Below are 17,141 nucleotides of genomic sequence, written 5' to 3' on the forward strand. Positions count from 1 at the left end.
ATGAGTCAGACTGTAGTCATGCCGTCTCGGCTGGCTGCGGCTGGTGCACCGCGATATAACGCTGATAGCGCGACGGCTTGAGCCGCGTGGTATCCACCAGCACCAGTCCGTCGATACAGTTGTTGAACGCCGGATCGGTGCCGAAGTCGATGAACTGCACCCCACCCGGTTCGCACAGCTCGGTGTATTGCTTGTACAGCGTCGGGATCGAGCAGCCGATGTTGCTGAGCAGGCTCTTCAGCCGTACCAGATCTTCCTGGTAGTTGTCTCCGGCAAACTGCGCCAACACCTGCGGCAGCGACGCCGGATAAGGCCGGCGCGACTGCGCGAAGGCGTGATCCGGCGAGAAATAGAGCCGGTAGAAGGCGATCAGCAAATCGCGCGCCGCCAGCGGCATGCCGCCGGAGATCGACACCGGGCCGAACAGATAGCGATATTGCGGGTATTTCGACAGATAGGCGCCGATGCCCAGCCACAAATAGTCCAGCCCGCGCTTGCCCCAATAGGCCGGCTGAATGAAGCTGCGCCCCAGTTCGATGCCCTGCGCCAGGATCGGTTCCATATCGCGGTCATAGTGGAACAGGCTGTTGCTGTAGATGCTCTCCAGGCCCTTACGCGCGATTTGTTCGGCGGTGGGAATAAAACGATAGGCGCCGACGATCTCCAGCTCCTCCTCATCCCACAGCACCAGGTGGTAGTAATCGTCGTCGTAGCTGTCCAGATCGCGGCGGCGGCCGGATCCTTCCCCCACCGCGCGGAAGGCGATCTCGCGCAGGCGCCCCAGCTCGCGCAGGATTGGCGTACGCGCTTCGTCACGGCGGCGATAGAGGTAGATGGTTTTACCGTCCGGCGTTACCCCCAACCGTTCGCAGTTCGCCAACGCCTTTTTCAGCTCCAGACGCTCTTCCGGCAGCGCGATCGGCGACTCGCTGGCGAACAGCCCCGGTTTGCCCTGGCCCAGGCGATAGACGTGGCGGCGAAAGCGCTCCGCCAGATCCTTGGCGCTGGTGTGGCCGTCGTGCCAGCTGGCGAACGGCACACGGCCGCCGACGCGGATCTTGATGCGCCCGCCCCGCTGCTGGAACATTTCACGCACCAGCAGCAGCGTCGACAGCGGCCGATAAACCAGCGAGGTAAAGTAGAACAGGTTGCTGTTGCGCGCGCTGATGTGGATCGGCACGATCGGCGCGCGCGCCTTGGCGGCCAGGCGCAGAAAGCCGGTATGCCAGTGGCCATCGCGGATGCCTTTCGGGCTCATGCGCGACACTTCGCCAGCCGGGAACAGGATCAGCGCGCCCTGATTGTCCAGTTGCTGCTGCATCCCTTCAATCTGTTTGCGGCTGGTTTTATAAGCGACGTTATCCACCGGCACGAACAGGTTGCGCAGCGGTTCGATATAGGTCAGCAGCTGGCTGGCCACCACTTTCACATCCGGGCGCACCGCCGCGACGGCGCGCAGCAGCACCAGGCCGTCGAGCGAGCCGATCGGGTGATTGGCGACGAGCACCACCGGCCCCTGGCTCGGGATGTTTTCCAGATCGCCGTCCACCAGCTCGCAGCTGAGGTTGAAGTAGTCCACCACCTGCTCGATCAGATCGAGCCCTTTCAGGTGGGGATAGTCGGCAGCGAACTGTTTGAATTCTTTTTCGAAGAGAAGGGTTCTTAGCAGGCTGCGCTGCCAGGCAGGGGTATTGCGGTGTGGAAATGCATCTTGCAACAGAGAATCCAGGCTGAACATCGCGTTATCTCCTGACGTAGTCGCTGCAAACTTAAGCCAGAGCCGTGACTCTGACGTGTCAGTTACATGACAATAAAATGAATCCATCGACTATCAGGTATAGCAAAGTAATGACGAATTGGGAGCGAAAGACGCATTTTCGCCCCCACTTGCCCTCACATCGGCGCCAGCAGCGCTTCGATGCGGCGGTTCACCGCTTCGCGCAAGCGCAGCAGCGGCCCGGCCTGGTGCGGATAACGCTTGAAGGTAATGCGCATGCCCAGCTCGCGTTCGAGCAGCGCCTCAACCGTCGCTCGGTCGGTCAGACTCTCCAGCAGCTGCAGCGCGCGCATGTCCTGCAGCCCCTGATGCAGCACCCGCAGGCGCAGCGACTCCACCGGCTGCAGATCCTCGCCCGGATAGACCACGAACGGATCGCCGGAGGGAAACGCATGGCCGCTGTCGGTCACGGCGTAAGGGTTGATGCGCTCGCGCGAATGAGCGCTGTTATAGAAGTTGAATCCCCAATGCAGGAAGCCGGCGATGCGGTACAGATAGAGCTGCACGCCCAATATGCGGTTGCGCGCCGAAGGCTGGGCGAAGAACCGGTTGGCGACCTCGGTCTTCTGTACGCAGCAATAATAGGCCCACAGGCCAGGCACCCGGTGTTCGATAAAGGGTTCGATATGATCGGTGGCAGCGACCGGGATTTCCACCAGGCCTCGCTGATAGAAAGCGAAATCCGACAGCGCATCGAAGGTGCGAAAGCCATCCAGCAATGGGCGTAGCGCGGCGCTGGCGCGCTGGTAGGCCGCCAGGTTGTCCAGCGTCGGCTCATCGGAAACATGGAACCACACCTGCCGTTCCAGCCCCCGTTCGCGGAACCAGGCGGTCAACGCCGGCAGCAGCGCCTGCAGAAAACGCTGGTACGCTTCGCCCTGCGCATCGGTGTGCCAGCCGAAAAGCGGTCGCGCCTCGCCCTGCTCTTCCACCACGATCTTCGGCGCATGTGCCGCGCCCCATTGGGTAAACAGCGGCGCGATTTCGAAGTGCTCGATGCCCTCTTCCTGCGCCAACGCTATCCACTGCGCCAGGAGACTGAAATCGAAGTCATACCCCTGCGCCGAACGCGACACCCTCACCAACTGCACCGTGGTGCGTTCACCGCCGACGGCGGTATCCAGCGGCGGCGTAAACAGCGGCGTCAGCAGCATATTAACCCCGGCCTGAACCGCACAGCGCACAAAGTTGCGCACCGCGCGCCAGTAATCCGGGCTGAACACCGCCAGACGGTAGTAATCCGCCAGGCAGTCGGTGTGCAACCACTCGGTGTGCAACAGCGTTTGCGGCGGCAACGCCGCCGGCACCAGATGCAGCGTCAGCGTGGCCTCGGCCAGCGCCTCGCCGCTCTGGGCATCCCGCAGCCGCAGGGTCAACGGAAAGTCACCAGCCAGTTGCGCGTCGGCCGGCGGCGTCAAGGTCAGCCACAGGCTGCCATAATAGCGGCAGGCGGCAAAAAAACGCCGTTGCGGCAGCGGCATCAGCGGATCGGGAAATAAGCCCGGCTCGGTCGTCAGGTAATTCTCATCGGTCTCGCGATAACAGGGAAAACCGCTCGGTACCGATTGCACCTGGCGCACGCTGATATACGCCGCCAGCGGTCCGTCAAGTTGATAACTGAGCTCATGGCGAGTCTCGTTGCCCGGGGTTTGCAAACAGTACACCGCCTGCCAGGAAAGCACCTCGTTATTTAACCCGCTCAGCCGATTTTCTACGGCAACGGGCGGCATATTTTGGCAATGAAATACTTTCTCCAGGCAATGCGTAAATACCAGAGACAGGCGCATGATAATCGGGCCTCTTTATTTTGGATAAGTCAATATTGTGAAATTCAGGCTAACGTCTTTTATCGCCACAGACAATAGCCGGCAATAAAAAACGTTCCTGCACCTTCCTCTGACAGCCACAGCAAGATTTTTTTTGTTTATTTGCATCACAAAAATGAAAGAAGCAGAAGCTTGCACAATAAAAATGTTTTTAATCCCCATTATGGTGCAAGGGTTATCAGTTATTCCTATGCCTGCGAAGGCCGCTAAATGCCGCGCCACCGGGGAAAAAACCCGCCAAAAGGTTAACGAATTGTGAATAAACACACCTTTCACTTGGCCGTCAAAGCCTTTCGATTTTAACAACAATGAAACATCAACGCCCCATTTTTGGGCGTTTGGGGGTGTATTGACACATTGAAAGTTAAGGGATAGAAAGAATTTACGTTGCGAAAAACGCTATTCGTCGCTCACCGAGGGGAAAGCAATGTCACCGATAAAAAATACCGGCCGCCTGCTGGCGCACTCTATTCTTGCCAGCGCATTATTATTGCCCACACTGCTCCACGCCGCAGATAAAATAACATTGCGCTATGCCGTTTGGGACAGAAATCAATTATCATCCGAACAGGAGATTGCTAAGCGATTTGAGCAGGCCAACCCGGATATAAAAATAGAAATAGAATTAACCCCCTCGGCGCAATATTTCGTTAAATTAGATTCCGCAGCCGCCGGCGGCGTGGCGCCGGATATATTCTGGATCAATATGCCTTATTTTGTGCAGTACGCCAAAAACGGCATTATGGAGCCGCTGGCACCCTATATTAAAGACAGCGGCCTTAAGCTGGACGACGTGGTCGCCAGCTCGGTGAAAGCCTACCAGTACGACGGCCAGCAGATGGCCATCCCGCGCGACGTCGATTCCATCGCCGTGTGGTACAACAAAAAACTGTTCGATCAGGCCGGCGTCAGCTACCCCACCAGCGACTGGAACTGGGACGATCTGAAAAGCAAGGCTACCGCGCTGAAAAACGGGCTGAAAGGCACGGCCTTCCCGCTGGTGATGGATCTCAGCATCGACGGTCAGGACAGCTACATGAACCTGCTGTTCCAAAACGGCAATCACATCGTGCCGAAAGACGGCCAGCCCACCGACATCGCCAACGACAAATCCCTCTGGGTCTACCAGCAGCTGCAGGGCATGATGAAAGACGGCCTGATGCCAAGCGCCCAGCAGATGAGCGAAGTCAAAACCGAGAACATCTTCCAGTCCAACCGCGCGGCGATGGTCTATGCCGGTTCCTGGCTGGCGGCACCGTTCGCCAATAACCCGCTGATCAACGACCACATCGGCGTGGTGATGATGCCCAAAATTGAACGCCAGTCCGGCGTGGCGCACAGCCTCGCCTTCGCCATGTCGGCCAAAAGCGCCCATAAGCAGGCCGCCTGGAAATATATTGCCTTCATGAGCAGCGAAGCCTCACAGGCTGAGCTGGCCAAGGTGGTGATCCCGGCCAACAAGACGGCGGCCAAGGTCTGGGCACAGCAGATTCAGAAAGTCGACGTTTCGCCTTATATTCAGACCCTTGAAGTGACCCAGGCTTACCCCACCGCCGGCACCAATACGCCGAAGTGGCAGAACATGTGGATCGCCAGCCTGAAGAAGATCTTTATGGGCGCGGACGCTAAGCAGGAAATGGACAAATCGGTCAAGAAGATCGCGCGCGTCATGGAGCAGTAATCGCCCCGCCGCGGCGCGCAGCCCCGAGCGCGCGCCGCGGTGGACCCACGCTGAACGTCATAGGTGAGGAATGGCAACATGTCGCTGGCAGAAACGGCTACGGTCACCCTAAAACCATCCCGGCGCACCGCCCGCCCCGCGCTCAATCGGCTCGAACGCGCCGAACGCTTCTGGGGCTGGGTGATGATCCTGCCGCTGTTGTTGGGGGTGACGGTGTTTTACCTGATCCCCTTTTTGCAAAACATTTTTTACAGCTTTACCGATCTGAACCAGTTCATGCGCTGGAGCAGCATCAGCGTCGATAACTATCTCAACCTGTTCGAAGACGACGACTTCTACACCGCCGCCGCCAACACCTTGTTCTACGTGGTGGTGTGCGTGCCGATCAGCCTGAGCCTGTCGCTGCTGCTGGCGATCGGCCTCAATCAGAACATCCGTGGCAAAGGCCTGCTGCGCACCCTGCTGTTCCTGCCGGCGGTCACCATGCCTGCGGCGGTGGCCATGGTGTGGCAATGGCTGTTCAACAAGGATTTCGGCCTGATCAACCAGGCGCTGGGCCTGCTGCACATTGCGCCGGTCGCCTGGCTGTCCGATCCGGACGTGGTGCGCATCAGCGTGTCCATCATCATCATCTGGTCGTCGCTGGCGCTGAAGATCATCATTTTGCTGGCCGGGCTGCAGAGCATTCCGCGCCAGCTGTACGAGGCGGCGGATATCGACGGCATCGGCACCCTGCGCCGCTTCTTCTGTATCACGTTGCCGATGATGGTGCCGACGCTGTTTTTCGTGTCGGTGATGAGCTTTATCGAGATCCTGCAAATCTTCGACGTGGTGTTCCTGATGTTCGACCGTGCGCTGGTGGAAAACGACGTGATGACCGTCACCAACCTGTTCTACAAGTACGCGTTTTACCTGCAGGAAAAAGGCTACGCTTCCGCCATCACCGTGGTGCTGTTCGCCGTCACGCTGGTGATCACCCTGATTCAAATGGCGATCGGCAAGCGCCTGAAAGTCAGCTGAGGAGCTGCACATGAACGCAAGCAAGAAAACGCTGGTGTACCTGTTTATGGGGCTGGCGGCGCTGGCCTCGGTGGTGCCCTTTATCTGGATGCTGGTGACCTCGCTGAAAACCCAGGCCGAGAGCATTCAGATCCCGCTGACGCTGCTGCCGGCGCACCCTAGCCTGCAGGCCTACGGCCGGGTGATGCACGAAATCCCGTTCGCCGGCTTTTACCTCAACTCGCTGCTGGCGACTTTCTTCACCGTCACCCTGCAGATGGCGATCGCTACCCTGGCCGCCTATGGCTTCTCGCGCCTGCATTTTCGCGGCCGCGACGCGGTGTTTCTGGTATGCGTGTCGATCCTGATGGTGCCCGGCCAGGCGTTTCTGATCCCGCAATTCCTGGTGGTACAGAAGCTGGGGCTGGTCAACAGCATCACCGGGTTGGTGCTGCCGGGCATTTTCAGCGTTTACGCCACCTTCCTGCTGCGCCAGTTCTTCCTGGCGGTACCGAAGGAAATGGAAGAAGCGGCTTTGATCGACGGCTACAGCTACTTCGCCATCTTCTGGCGCATCATGCTGCCGCTGATCCGGCCAGGCATTATCGCCTGCGTCATCATCAATGGCCTGTGGAGCTGGAACAACCTGATGTGGCCGCTGATCGTCAATACCACCACCGAGAAGCTGACGCTGCCGGTTGGCCTCGCCTCGCTCTCCAGCCGCGCCGGGGTGGAATACCCGTTGCTGATGGCCGGGGCGCTGATGGCGGTGATCCCGATGTTGATGCTGTTCATTATTTTCCAACGCTATTTCATCCAGGGCATCGCCAGCGCCGGGGTGAAAGGCTAACGCGCAGACAAGGTAAACGACATGGCCGGAATTCAGTTAAACAGCGTTAAAAAAGTCTACCCCAACGGTTTCCACGCGCTGCACGGCGTCGATCTGGAAATTGAAGACGGGGAATTTATGGTGTTCGTCGGCCCGTCCGGCTGCGCTAAGTCTACCCTGCTGCGGATGATCGCCGGGCTGGAGAGCGTCAGCGAGGGGCAGATCCTGATCCACGATCGCTGCGTCAACGACAGCATGCCGAAGGATCGCGGCATCGCCATGGTGTTCCAGAACTATGCGCTGTACCCGCACATGACGGTGTACAAGAACATGGCGTTCGGCCTGATCGGCAAAGAGAGCAAGGCCGAGATCGACCGCCGGGTGCGCGACGCGGCGGAAAAACTGGAGATCACCAACCTGCTGCAGCGCAAGCCGGGCCAGCTTTCCGGCGGCCAGTGCCAGCGGGTGGCGGTCGGCCGAGCCATCGTGCGCAAGCCCAAGGTGTTCCTGTTCGATGAGCCGCTGTCCAACCTCGACGCCAAGCTGCGAGTGTCGATGCGCGTACAGCTGATCGAACTGCACAACCAGCTGAAGCAGGAAGGCGCCGCCGCCACCATGGTGTACGTCACCCACGATCAGGTCGAAGCGATGACCATGGGCGATCGCATTTGCGTGATGAATCGCGGCGCCATCATGCAGGTGGATAAACCGATCAATCTGTACCACCACCCCGCCAACCGTTTCGTCGCCGAGTTTATCGGCAGCCCGTCGATGAATTTGCACGATCTGGCGATCGTGCGCGACGGCCAAACGGTGCGGCTGCGTATCGGCCTGCAGCACCAGCTCGATCTGCCGCCGGCGCTGCAACGGCAGTTGGCCGACTACCCACATGCGCGGGTGTGTCTTGGCATCCGGCCGGAGTCCCTGCGGCTGTGTGCGCCCGGCAGCGCCAACTGTTTCCCGGCGCAGATCGTCACCATCGAGCGCATGGGCAACGAAGAGTTGCTGCACTGCGAACTGGCTGACCTGCGCTTCGTGCTGCGCATGGCGTCGCTGCCGGACTGGGAGCCGCGCCTCGGCGAAAGCATTCATCTGGCATTCGATCTGACGCGCGCGCATTTGTTCGACGAGCTCAGCGGCCAAAACCTCAAATAACAACAGCGGAGTATCAGCAATGTCGTCAACACAACCCAACAACGTTGCCCAGCGCCCGGTGCGAGTGCTGGTCGTCGGCGCCGGTGCGCGCGGTGAAATCTACTCGCGCTATGCGCTGGCGCACCCCGATTTGATGCAGGTGGTGGCGGTGGCGGAACCGCGCGATGCCTACCGCGAGCCGTTCGTGGTGCAGCACGCCATCGCGCCGGAAAACATCTTCACCGACTGGCGCCAGGCCGCCGACGCCGGCAAGCTGGCCGACGCGGTGCTGATCTGCACTCAGGATCAGATGCACCTGGAGCCGGCGCTGGCCTTCGCCCGTCAGGGCTACGCCATGCTGCTGGAAAAACCGCTGTCGCCGGACGCCGACGAGTGCCGGGCCATCGTCGCCGAGGTCGTGCGCCAAAAGCTGATCTTCTCAGTCGGCCACGTACTGCGCTATACCCGCTATACCCAAAAGCTCAAACAGCTGCTGCGCGATGGCGCGATCGGCGACATCGTCAGCCTGCAACACTTAGAACCGGTCGGCTACTGGCATCAGGCGCATTCCTTCGTGCGCGGCAACTGGCGCAACGATCAACAAGCCGCGTTTATGCTGTTGCAGAAATCCTGCCACGACATCGACTGGATCCGCTACGTGATGGAACAGCCCTGCGAACAGGTCAGCTCCTTCGGCAACCTGCACCACTTCCACCAGGAAAACCAACCGGCCGGCGCGGCGGACAACTGCCTGGATTGTGCGGTGGAGGCAGCCTGTCCCTATTCCGCCAAACGCATCTATCTGGGCGACGACCACAAGGCCACGCCCGGTTTTCTGCGGGTGCTGACGCCGGAACCCGACCAGACGACGCTGCGGGCGGCGCTGCGCGACGGGCCCTACGGCCGCTGCGTCTACCGCTGCGACAATAACGTGGTCGACCATCAGGTGGTCAACATGCAGTTCGCCGGCGGCCGCACTGCGTCGTTCACCATGACGGCCTTCACTCGCCACGAAGATCGCCACACCCGCATCTTCGGCAGCCGCGGCTGCCTGGAAGGCGACGGCCGCCATATCCGCATCACCTCGTTCCTCGACGACGGCGAAACGCATTACGACACCGACGCCGGCCAGGATCTGCACGCGATGGGTGGCCACGGCGGCGGCGACTACTACCTGATGCAGCACTTTATCGCGGCCATTCGCGCCAACGATCCGAGCCAGGTGCTGGCCGGCCCGGCCGAAGCGCTGGAGAGCCACCTGATGGTGTTCGCCGCCGAACGCGCACGCCGTGAAGCGGCGGTGATCGCCCTGAACGGAGCCTGAAGCATGGCCACGACAGAGATGCGTTACGGCTTCGACATCGGCGGCACCAAGATTGAAATGGCCGCTTACGATCGCCGGCTCAATCAGGTGCTGATCCAGCGGGTGCGCACCCCTACCAGAGATTACGGCGAATTCGTGGCCTGCATCGCCGGGCTGGTCGAGCAGGCGGATCGCGAACTGCATACGCGCGGCAGCATCGGCATCGGTTTACCGGGGATCACCGATCCCGTCAGCCGCCGCCAGCTGGCGGTCAACGTGCCCTGCCTGACCGGGCATTGCCTGGCGGATGATTTAACGCGGGCGCTGGCGCGGCCGATCGCCATCGAGAACGATTGCCGCTGTTTCGCGCTGTCGGAAGCCAGTACGCCGCAAACCGCACACCTGCCGCTGGTGTTCGGCGCCATCATCGGCACCGGCGCCGGCGGTGGCCTGGTGGTGAACCGGCAACTGCATAAGGGACGCAGCGGCGTGGCGGGTGAATGGGGCCATATGCCGATCTCGGCCCAGTTGGCGCAGCGTTACGATCTGCCGCTGTTCGGCTGCAACTGTGGGCTGACCGGCTGCTTTGAGCGCTACGTCTCCGGCAGCGGACTGCTGGCGCTGAGCCGCCATTTCGCCCATCCGGCCGCCGACGTGCCAGCGCTGGTCGCCAGCTATCGTGCCGGTGATGCGCTCGCGCATCGGCTGATGACGATTTACGTCGACATTCTGGCCAGCGCGCTGGCCGGCTTACAGCTGCTGCTGGATGTTGATGCCTTCGTGCTGGGCGGTGGCTTGTCCAACGTCGGCGAGCTTTACCGGCTGTTGCCGCCGGCGATGCGGCGCTGGCTGCTGCCGGGCGTGGAACCGGCGGCGGTGTTCCCGCCGGTGCACGGTGACAGCAGCGGAGTACGCGGCGCGGCGCTTTTACGCGCGCCGGCATAAAAAAACAGTGAAAGCCTGGCGGTTGTCGAGCGATCGTTGCGGCTTTCGGCCTCGACGGGCTGAATAATTAAATGCCGGGAATTGGCGACTGAAAAATAACGAATTTGCCGTTTTCACTTTGCGTTAACACCGCTTTCGGTTGGCATTAAACTGAAAGCAAAATTAAATATAACCATCTGATAGATATAGATATTTTAAAATTAATCGATTGCATTTCAGTGTTTCGTTTGCTGTAATTCGCCACGAACTACTGAAAGCGCTCCGGTCGGTATCGCTGCGGCTTATTAAGCCGCGGTCGGGCACGGCTACAGGTAAATCAGGAGTCTGCGTTAATGATCAATACCGCAAAACGCCGGGAATTAATTATCGACCAGCTGTGCCGCGAGGGCACGGTGCGCGTGGAGCAGCTCAGCCAGCAGTTTTCGGTGTCCAGCGTCACCATCCGCAGCGATCTGCGCCAGCTGGAAAAACACGGCTGCGCGGTGCGCGCCTACGGCGGCGCCATGTTGAACAAACAGTTCGCCTTCGACCGCCCATTGCAGGACAAGGGCCGCCTCAATCGCGACGTAAAACACGTCATCGCCTGCGCGGCCGCGGCGCTGATTGAAGACGGCGATGCCGTCATCCTCGACTCCGGCTCCACCACCAGCCAGATGGCGCCGCAGTTGGCGGGGAAAAAGGATCTGGTGGTGATGACCAACGCGCTCAACATCGCCTTCGAATTAGCCAGCAACGAGCAGATCGATCTGATGGTGGTCGGGGGCAGCGTGCGCCGCAAAGCCTGGTCGCTTTACGGCCCTGCCGCCGAACAGCAGCTGCGCCAATACCGGTTCGACAAGCTGTTTCTCGGCGTCGACGGTTTCGATCTCACGAGCGGCATCACCACGCCGGATCCGGGCGAAGCGCAGCTGAACCGCGTGATGTGCGAGGTGGCGCGTGAAGTGATCGCCATCGCCGACGCCAGCAAATTCGGCCGCACCAGTTTTTGCATGATCCGCGAAATCGGCCAGATCCACCGTCTGGTCACCGACAGCCGCATTCCGGCGCACTACCTGCAGGCGCTGCACCATTTAGGGATCGACGTGATTATCGCCGACCGTTAACCGAGGCTTTTTAAGGAGCTGTCATCATGAACGCGTATTTCTCTTACGAGGCGGATTGGCTGAAGCAGCGCAACGCCTGGCACACCGCCGCAGAAATTTGGCAACAGCCGGATCTGTGGGCAGCGCTGCACCGGCAGCTGCAGGATCAACAGGCGCAGTGGCAGCCGTTCCTGGCGCCGCTGCTGGCCAATCCGCGCCTGCAGATCGTCCTGTGCGGCGCCGGCAGTTCGGCATTTGCCGGCCGTGCCCTGGCGCCCTGGCTGCGCGAACGCACCGGCCGCGACGTGGTAGCCTACGGCACCACCGATATCGTCGCCAACCCGCTGCAGTATCTCGACCCTGATCGGCCGACGCTGCTGGTCTCTTTCGCCCGCTCGGGCAACAGCCCGGAAAGCGTGGCGACGGTGGAGCTGGCCGACCAGCTGCTGCCGGAAAGCTATCACCTAATGCTAGTGTGCAACCCGGACAGCCGGCTGGCGCAGTACGCGCATCGGCGTGACAACGTCTGTTCGCTGGTGATGCCGCAAGGTTCCAACGATCAGAGCTTCGCCATGACCTCCAGCTTCAGCTGCATGATGCTGAGCGCCGCGCTGCTGCTCGGCCCAACGTCGCTCGAGGCCGCCCAGGCACCGCTGAGTGCCATGGTGCAGCGCTGCCGAGAACTGCGTGAAACGCTGCAGGCGCAGGTGAAAGCGCTGGCCGCCAGCGGCTTCCGCCGCTACATCACCCTCGGCGGCAGCTGCTTTACCGGCCTCGCCGAAGAAGCCTCACTTAAGATGCTGGAGCTGACCGCCGGCCGCATCGTTACACGCTACGACTCGCCGCTCGGCCTGCGCCACGGCCCGAAATTCATGGTCGACGGCCAGACGTTGGTGGTGCTGATGTTCTCCCACGACGACTACGCCCGCCAGTATGACCGCGATCTGTGGAACGAGCTGCAGCGCGACGGGCTGGCGATGCAGTTGGTCGGATTGACCGGCGAACGCCAACCCCTGTCCGACGCTCTGCTGAATATGCACGACGCGGCTGACGATATCTGGCTGCTGTTCCCGTATCTGCTGTTCACCCAGATGCTGGCCTTCGAGAGTTCGCTGGCGCTGGGGCTGACCCCGGACAACCCTTGCCCGACCGGCGAGGTCAACCGGGTGGTGAAAGGCGTGACGATTTACCGTTTTCCCTCCCCTGAGTTGTAAGGAGATCCCATGTATCTGATAGCCAATCGAGAAATGCTGCTCAAGGCACAGCGCCAGGGTTACGCCGTTCCGGCGTTTAACGTCCACAATCTGGAAACCGTGCAGGTGGTGGCGGAGACCGCCGCCGAGCTGCGCTCACCGGTGATCATGGCCGGCACGCCCGGCACCTTCAGCTACGCCGGCACCGACTACCTGATCGGCATTTGCCAATCGGCCGCGCACCGCTACGATTTGCCGCTGGCGCTGCATCTGGATCATCACGAAGAGCTGGACGACATCGAGCACAAGGTGAAAAGCGGTATCCGCTCGGTGATGATCGACGGTTCCCATCTGCCGTTCGAGCAGAACATCGCCAAGGTGGCCGCCGCAGTGGCCCTGTGCCACCGCTATGGCGCCAGCGTGGAGGCGGAGCTGGGCCGCCTGGGCGGGCAGGAAGACGATCTGATCGTCGATACCGCGGACAGCTTCTATACCGACCCGATGGCGGCACGCGAGTTTGTCGCCGCCACCGGCATCGATTCGCTGGCGGTGGCGATCGGTTCCGCCCACGGCCTGTATCACGGCGAGCCGAAGCTGGACTTCGAGCGCCTGGCGCTGATCCGCGAACAGGTGGACGTGCCCCTGGTGCTGCACGGCGCCTCCGGCATTCCGGAAGCGATGGTCAAGCGCGCAATTTCGCTCGGCGTCTGCAAGGTCAACGTCGCTACCGAACTGAAAATCGCCTTCGCTGATGCGGTAAAAAGCTACTTTTCGCAGCACCCGGATGCTAACGATCCGCGCAAATACATCGTCCCCGGCAAGCTGGCGATGAAAGAAGTGGTAGCGGAAAAGATCCGCATCTGCGGCAGCAGCGGCATGCTGTAAGCCCGCTCTCGCCCCCGGTTCCTGCCGTTACACCACGGGGGCGAAAACATCCCGCCATTCCCCGCTTTCCTGAGAGAACGATCACAGCCTTTTACCCTGCCCGCACCGGAAACCATTAACCGGTCTTCACTATGATCCAAATCATGGTTTTGCTCACCCTACCTCCCTATTATCAAACCCATTGGATGAAGGCAGTAGGAATTTTGCCCATTCGTTTTTATTTCGCCACACGAAATAGCTTATTTAATGAAAACAAGCATGCTTGTTTTTAATTGGCGGCATTCTTTACTCTAAGAGGAACAGCGTATGAACCATTACTTAGCCGTATTAAGCGCATTGGTCATTCTGCCCTTCGCTCTGCAAGCAAAACCGCTTTCCGGAAGCCAGGTCGCCTCCGGCGTCGTGCGCTTCACCGGCGCCATTACTACGCCAACCTGCGCCATCACACATCAGGATGAACAGCTTATCTCCAACTGTTTCGGCAAAGTGACGGAATATCAGAACGGGTATATTTCTTCTTCGTTAAAAGAGATGCCAAAAGAATTAGTCTCTGCCGTCACCAGTGAAATGGTGAATAACAATCCCCATTTAAAGCGTGTGACCATCAGCTATAAGTAACCCCAATGTGTCAATGCTTGATGAAATAATAAACAAGAAACAACTTGTCTTGATAACTTATAAATTTATTTTATAAATTCGTCGAACAATGATTCTCTGGCTTCCCCTGAGCCGCCTATTTGGGTAACCCTGCGGTTGCCCATCAACATGTCCGAAATCCGCCATCGTCTCCCTCCGTTTCATGCGATAATCCCCACACTAAACCGAGGAGTGATCCAGATGCAGACTTTTTTGATTGATCGTACCGCTACGCCGGTGGGTGAACTGGTGCTGATTGCCGATGAACAGGGGCGCCTGCGGGCGATTGACTGGACCGATCACGAAGCGCGCCTCATGAAGCTGCTGAATACCCACTACCGCGCCGATCGCTTCACCCTGCGCGAACAGCGCGATCCCAGCGGGCTGACCGACGCCATGCAGCGCTATTTCGCCGGTGAACTGAGCATTATCGATCGGTTGCCGGTGATGACTGCCGGCACCGAGTTCCAACGCACCGTGTGGCAACAGCTGCGCCAAATCCCCTGCGGCGAGATCCTGACCTACGGCCAACTGGCGCAACGCATCGGCCGTCCGACCGCCTCGCGCGCGGTCGGCATGGCCAACGGTTCAAATCCGATCAGCATCGTGGTGCCCTGCCACCGAGTGATCGGTTCGCAGGGCGCGCTGACCGGCTATGCCGGCGGCGTACAACGCAAGCAGTGGCTGCTGCAGCACGAAGGCTACCTGCCGAAAAATTTGCTGTAGCCACCTATCCAGCGCCATTGTTTGGCGCTGCTTAATAAAACACATTGCTCTACGCCGCGCGCGTGACCACTTGGGTACTATTAATAGCTTGTGTGAATAAAACGCATAAGTCACAAATAATACTCATAACTTCAGTCCCATACAGAATAATCGGCGGCATGTGTGCGCAAAATTCGCACACAATACCCCTATTCATGCTAATGCCACCCTTATCAGCTGCAGCAAAAGATGTTAAAATTGACTCATATCAATTATTGAATGAGCGTAATCTATGATCCCGGAAAAACGCGTGATTCGTCGTATCCAGTCTGGTGGTTGTGCGATCCATTGCCAGGACTGCAGCATCAGCCAGCTGTGCATTCCTTTCACCCTTAATGCTCACGAGCTGGACCAGCTCGACAACATTATCGAGAGGAAAAAGCCCATCCAGAAAGGCCAGACCCTGTTCAAGGCCGGCGACGAGCTGAAATCGCTGTACGCGATCCGTTCCGGGACCATCAAAAGCTACACCATCACCGAGCAAGGCGACGAGCAAATCACCGGTTTCCACCTGGCGGGTGACCTGGTGGGCTTCGATGCCATCGGCGGCCTGAAGCACCCGAGCTTCGCCCAGGCGCTGGAAACCTCGATGGTGTGCGAGATCCCGTTCGAGACCCTCGACGATCTGTCCGGCAAAATGCCGAACCTGCGTCAGCAGATCATGCGGCTGATGAGCGGCGAGATCAAAGGCGACCAGGACATGATCCTGCTGCTGTCGAAGAAAAATGCCGAAGAGCGCCTGGCGGCGTTCGTTTACAACCTGTCGCGTCGCTTCGCGGAACGTGGCTTCTCACCGCGCGAGTTCCGGTTGACCATGACCCGTGGCGACATCGGCAACTACCTCGGCCTGACGGTGGAAACCATCAGCCGCCTGCTGGGCCGCTTCCAGAAAAGCGAAATTCTCAGCGTGAAAGGCAAATACATCACCATCGAAAATGCCGACGCCCTGTCGGTGCTGGCCGGAACGCCACGTATCAACGTGACCGTCAACGCCTGATCCCCCTGCCGGATCAACATTTCCCCGAAATTGTTGATCCGGCACGCTTCTGTTGTTGTTCTGTTTTTCAATGTTGGGTTACTCTGTAAATTAACAGACTGTTGATTTCAGCTGTAAGGAGGCCCTATGGCGAAGTATCAGAATCTTCTGGTGGCTATTGACCCCAATCAGGACGATCAGCCGGCATTGCGCCGCGCCGTGTACCTGGTAAAACGGAACGGCGGGCGCATCAAAGCCTTCCTGCCCATTTACGACTTCTCTTACGAAATGACGACCCTGCTCTCCCCGGACGAAAGAACGGCGATGCGGCAAGGTGTGATCAGCCAACGCGCCGCCTGGATCAATGAACAGTGCCGCTTCTACCTCAACGACGGCGTGCCGATCGAAATCAAAGTGGTCTGGCATAACCGCCCCTTCGAAGCCATCATTCAGGAAGTGCTTTCTGGCCAACATGACCTGCTGCTGAAAATGGCGCACCAGCACGACCGGTTGGAGTCGGTGATCTTTACCCCCACCGACTGGCACCTGCTGCGCAAATGCCCTTGCCCGGTGTGGATGGTGAAAGACCAGCCCTGGCCGGAAGGCGGCAAAGCGCTGGTAGCGGTCAACCTGGCCAGCGAAGAACCCTATCACGACCCGCTCAATATCAAACTGGTGCAAGAAACCGTCGAACTGGCGCAAAACGTCAACCAGACCGAGGTTCACCTGGTCGGCGCCTATCCCGTCACGCCGATCAACATCGCCATCGAACTGCCCGACTTCGACCCGAGCGTCTACAACGACGCCATTCGCGGCCAGCACCTGATCGCCATGAAGGCGCTGCGGCAGAAATTCTGCATTAAGGAAGAGTTCACCCACGTAGAAAAAGGCCTGCCGGAAGAGGTGATCCCCGATCTGGCCGAACACCTGCAGGCCGGCGTGGTGGTGCTGGGCACCCTGGGCCGCACCGGCATTTCAGCCGCCTTTATCGGCAACACCGCGGAACATGTGATCGATCATCTGAAATGCGACCTGCTGGTGATTAAACCGGAGAACTTCAACTGCCCGATCGAGGCGGATGAAGACGATGAGCACGACGACGAAGATTAA

The 17,141-nt window shown here is 59.5% G+C and carries 15 protein-coding genes; 13 read left to right on the forward strand and 2 right to left on the reverse strand.

The window, feature by feature from the left end; genetic code table 11:
* Positions 1-16 precede the first annotated feature (16 nt).
* Both olsF and ACMGGW_RS11465 read right to left on the reverse strand, forming a co-directional pair.
* Positions 17-1,738, reverse strand: a complete 1,722-nt coding sequence (gene olsF / locus ACMGGW_RS11460) for an ornithine lipid synthase OlsF (protein ID WP_049207482.1) — start codon at positions 1,736-1,738, stop codon at positions 17-19.
* Positions 1,739-1,893: 155 nt separating this feature from the next.
* A complete protein-coding gene (locus ACMGGW_RS11465; RefSeq protein ID WP_164099659.1) occupies positions 1,894-3,564 on the reverse strand; it encodes a DUF4091 domain-containing protein in 1,671 nt (556 codons plus the stop codon).
* Between the two features lie 466 nt (positions 3,565-4,030).
* On the opposite strand from ACMGGW_RS11465, the gene ACMGGW_RS11470 reads away from it, so the two are divergent.
* The 13 genes from ACMGGW_RS11470 (at position 4,031) to uspE (ending at position 17,141) form a co-directional block, all read left to right on the forward strand.
* The gene (locus ACMGGW_RS11470; RefSeq protein WP_043143430.1) at positions 4,031-5,284 is read left to right on the forward strand and encodes an ABC transporter substrate-binding protein; all 1,254 of its coding nucleotides are present in this window, start codon (positions 4,031-4,033) and stop codon (positions 5,282-5,284) included.
* A gap of 78 nt (positions 5,285-5,362) precedes the next feature.
* On the forward strand, positions 5,363-6,304 hold the full coding sequence (locus ACMGGW_RS11475; protein WP_025302955.1) for a carbohydrate ABC transporter permease: 942 nt from the start codon (positions 5,363-5,365) through the stop codon (positions 6,302-6,304).
* A gap of 10 nt (positions 6,305-6,314) precedes the next feature.
* Positions 6,315-7,133 carry a carbohydrate ABC transporter permease gene (locus ACMGGW_RS11480; protein ID WP_004938251.1) on the forward strand — a complete coding sequence of 273 codons (819 nt, stop codon included), beginning with the start codon at positions 6,315-6,317 and terminating at the stop codon, positions 7,131-7,133.
* 21 nt (positions 7,134-7,154) lie between these two features.
* Complete coding sequence (locus tag ACMGGW_RS11485) at positions 7,155-8,267, forward strand: ABC transporter ATP-binding protein (protein WP_025302956.1); 1,113 nt, start codon at positions 7,155-7,157, stop codon at positions 8,265-8,267.
* Between the two features lie 19 nt (positions 8,268-8,286).
* Positions 8,287-9,570 (forward strand): Gfo/Idh/MocA family protein, encoded by a 1,284-nt coding sequence (locus ACMGGW_RS11490; protein WP_141998174.1) that lies wholly within the window; start codon positions 8,287-8,289, stop codon positions 9,568-9,570.
* An 18-nt stretch (positions 9,571-9,588) separates the two neighbouring features.
* Positions 9,589-10,494: an ROK family protein gene (locus ACMGGW_RS11495; RefSeq protein ID WP_049207688.1), complete on the forward strand. Its 906-nt coding sequence runs from the start codon at positions 9,589-9,591 to the stop codon at positions 10,492-10,494.
* Between the two features lie 332 nt (positions 10,495-10,826).
* Positions 10,827-11,597, forward strand: coding sequence for a transcriptional repressor AgaR (gene agaR, locus ACMGGW_RS11500; RefSeq protein ID WP_025302959.1), 771 nt, complete (start codon positions 10,827-10,829; stop codon positions 11,595-11,597).
* A 26-nt stretch (positions 11,598-11,623) separates the two neighbouring features.
* A complete protein-coding gene (locus tag ACMGGW_RS11505) occupies positions 11,624-12,790 on the forward strand; it encodes an SIS domain-containing protein (RefSeq protein WP_043144075.1) in 1,167 nt (388 codons plus the stop codon).
* A 9-nt stretch (positions 12,791-12,799) separates the two neighbouring features.
* Positions 12,800-13,654, forward strand: coding sequence for a tagatose bisphosphate family class II aldolase (locus ACMGGW_RS11510; RefSeq protein ID WP_025302961.1), 855 nt, complete (start codon positions 12,800-12,802; stop codon positions 13,652-13,654).
* A 306-nt stretch (positions 13,655-13,960) separates the two neighbouring features.
* Positions 13,961-14,272 (forward strand): hypothetical protein, encoded by a 312-nt coding sequence (locus ACMGGW_RS11515; protein WP_043144071.1) that lies wholly within the window; start codon positions 13,961-13,963, stop codon positions 14,270-14,272.
* A 219-nt stretch (positions 14,273-14,491) separates the two neighbouring features.
* Positions 14,492-15,016: a methylated-DNA--[protein]-cysteine S-methyltransferase gene (ogt, locus tag ACMGGW_RS11520; protein WP_025302963.1), complete on the forward strand. Its 525-nt coding sequence runs from the start codon at positions 14,492-14,494 to the stop codon at positions 15,014-15,016.
* Positions 15,017-15,287: 271 nt separating this feature from the next.
* Positions 15,288-16,052 carry an FNR family transcription factor gene (locus tag ACMGGW_RS11525; RefSeq protein WP_004938278.1) on the forward strand — a complete coding sequence of 255 codons (765 nt, stop codon included), beginning with the start codon at positions 15,288-15,290 and terminating at the stop codon, positions 16,050-16,052.
* A gap of 126 nt (positions 16,053-16,178) precedes the next feature.
* On the forward strand, positions 16,179-17,141 hold the full coding sequence (uspE, locus tag ACMGGW_RS11530; protein WP_004938281.1) for a universal stress protein UspE: 963 nt from the start codon (positions 16,179-16,181) through the stop codon (positions 17,139-17,141).

The sequence above is a fragment of the Serratia sp. BNK-4 genome, assembly GCF_048685115.1.
GTDB lineage: Bacteria > Pseudomonadota > Gammaproteobacteria > Enterobacterales > Enterobacteriaceae > Serratia > Serratia bockelmannii.

What these genes read in the sequence shown, in the direction of transcription:
- ACMGGW_RS11510 (WP_025302961.1), top strand. Translation starts at nt 12,800, where the DNA reads ATGTATCTGATAGCCAATCGAGAAATGCTGCTCAAGGCACAGCGCCAG.
- ACMGGW_RS11525 (WP_004938278.1), top strand. Translation starts at nt 15,288, where the DNA reads ATGATCCCGGAAAAACGCGTGATTCGTCGTATCCAGTCTGGTGGTTGT.
- ACMGGW_RS11465 (WP_164099659.1), bottom strand. Translation starts at nt 3,564, where the DNA reads ATGCGCCTGTCTCTGGTATTTACGCATTGCCTGGAGAAAGTATTTCAT.
- agaR (WP_025302959.1), top strand. Translation starts at nt 10,827, where the DNA reads ATGATCAATACCGCAAAACGCCGGGAATTAATTATCGACCAGCTGTGC.
- ACMGGW_RS11485 (WP_025302956.1), top strand. Translation starts at nt 7,155, where the DNA reads ATGGCCGGAATTCAGTTAAACAGCGTTAAAAAAGTCTACCCCAACGGT.
- ACMGGW_RS11490 (WP_141998174.1), top strand. Translation starts at nt 8,287, where the DNA reads ATGTCGTCAACACAACCCAACAACGTTGCCCAGCGCCCGGTGCGAGTG.
- ACMGGW_RS11470 (WP_043143430.1), top strand. Translation starts at nt 4,031, where the DNA reads ATGTCACCGATAAAAAATACCGGCCGCCTGCTGGCGCACTCTATTCTT.
- ogt (WP_025302963.1), top strand. Translation starts at nt 14,492, where the DNA reads ATGCAGACTTTTTTGATTGATCGTACCGCTACGCCGGTGGGTGAACTG.
- ACMGGW_RS11475 (WP_025302955.1), top strand. Translation starts at nt 5,363, where the DNA reads ATGTCGCTGGCAGAAACGGCTACGGTCACCCTAAAACCATCCCGGCGC.
- ACMGGW_RS11480 (WP_004938251.1), top strand. Translation starts at nt 6,315, where the DNA reads ATGAACGCAAGCAAGAAAACGCTGGTGTACCTGTTTATGGGGCTGGCG.
- uspE (WP_004938281.1), top strand. Translation starts at nt 16,179, where the DNA reads ATGGCGAAGTATCAGAATCTTCTGGTGGCTATTGACCCCAATCAGGAC.
- olsF (WP_049207482.1), bottom strand. Translation starts at nt 1,738, where the DNA reads ATGTTCAGCCTGGATTCTCTGTTGCAAGATGCATTTCCACACCGCAAT.
- ACMGGW_RS11495 (WP_049207688.1), top strand. Translation starts at nt 9,589, where the DNA reads ATGCGTTACGGCTTCGACATCGGCGGCACCAAGATTGAAATGGCCGCT.
- ACMGGW_RS11505 (WP_043144075.1), top strand. Translation starts at nt 11,624, where the DNA reads ATGAACGCGTATTTCTCTTACGAGGCGGATTGGCTGAAGCAGCGCAAC.
- ACMGGW_RS11515 (WP_043144071.1), top strand. Translation starts at nt 13,961, where the DNA reads ATGAACCATTACTTAGCCGTATTAAGCGCATTGGTCATTCTGCCCTTC.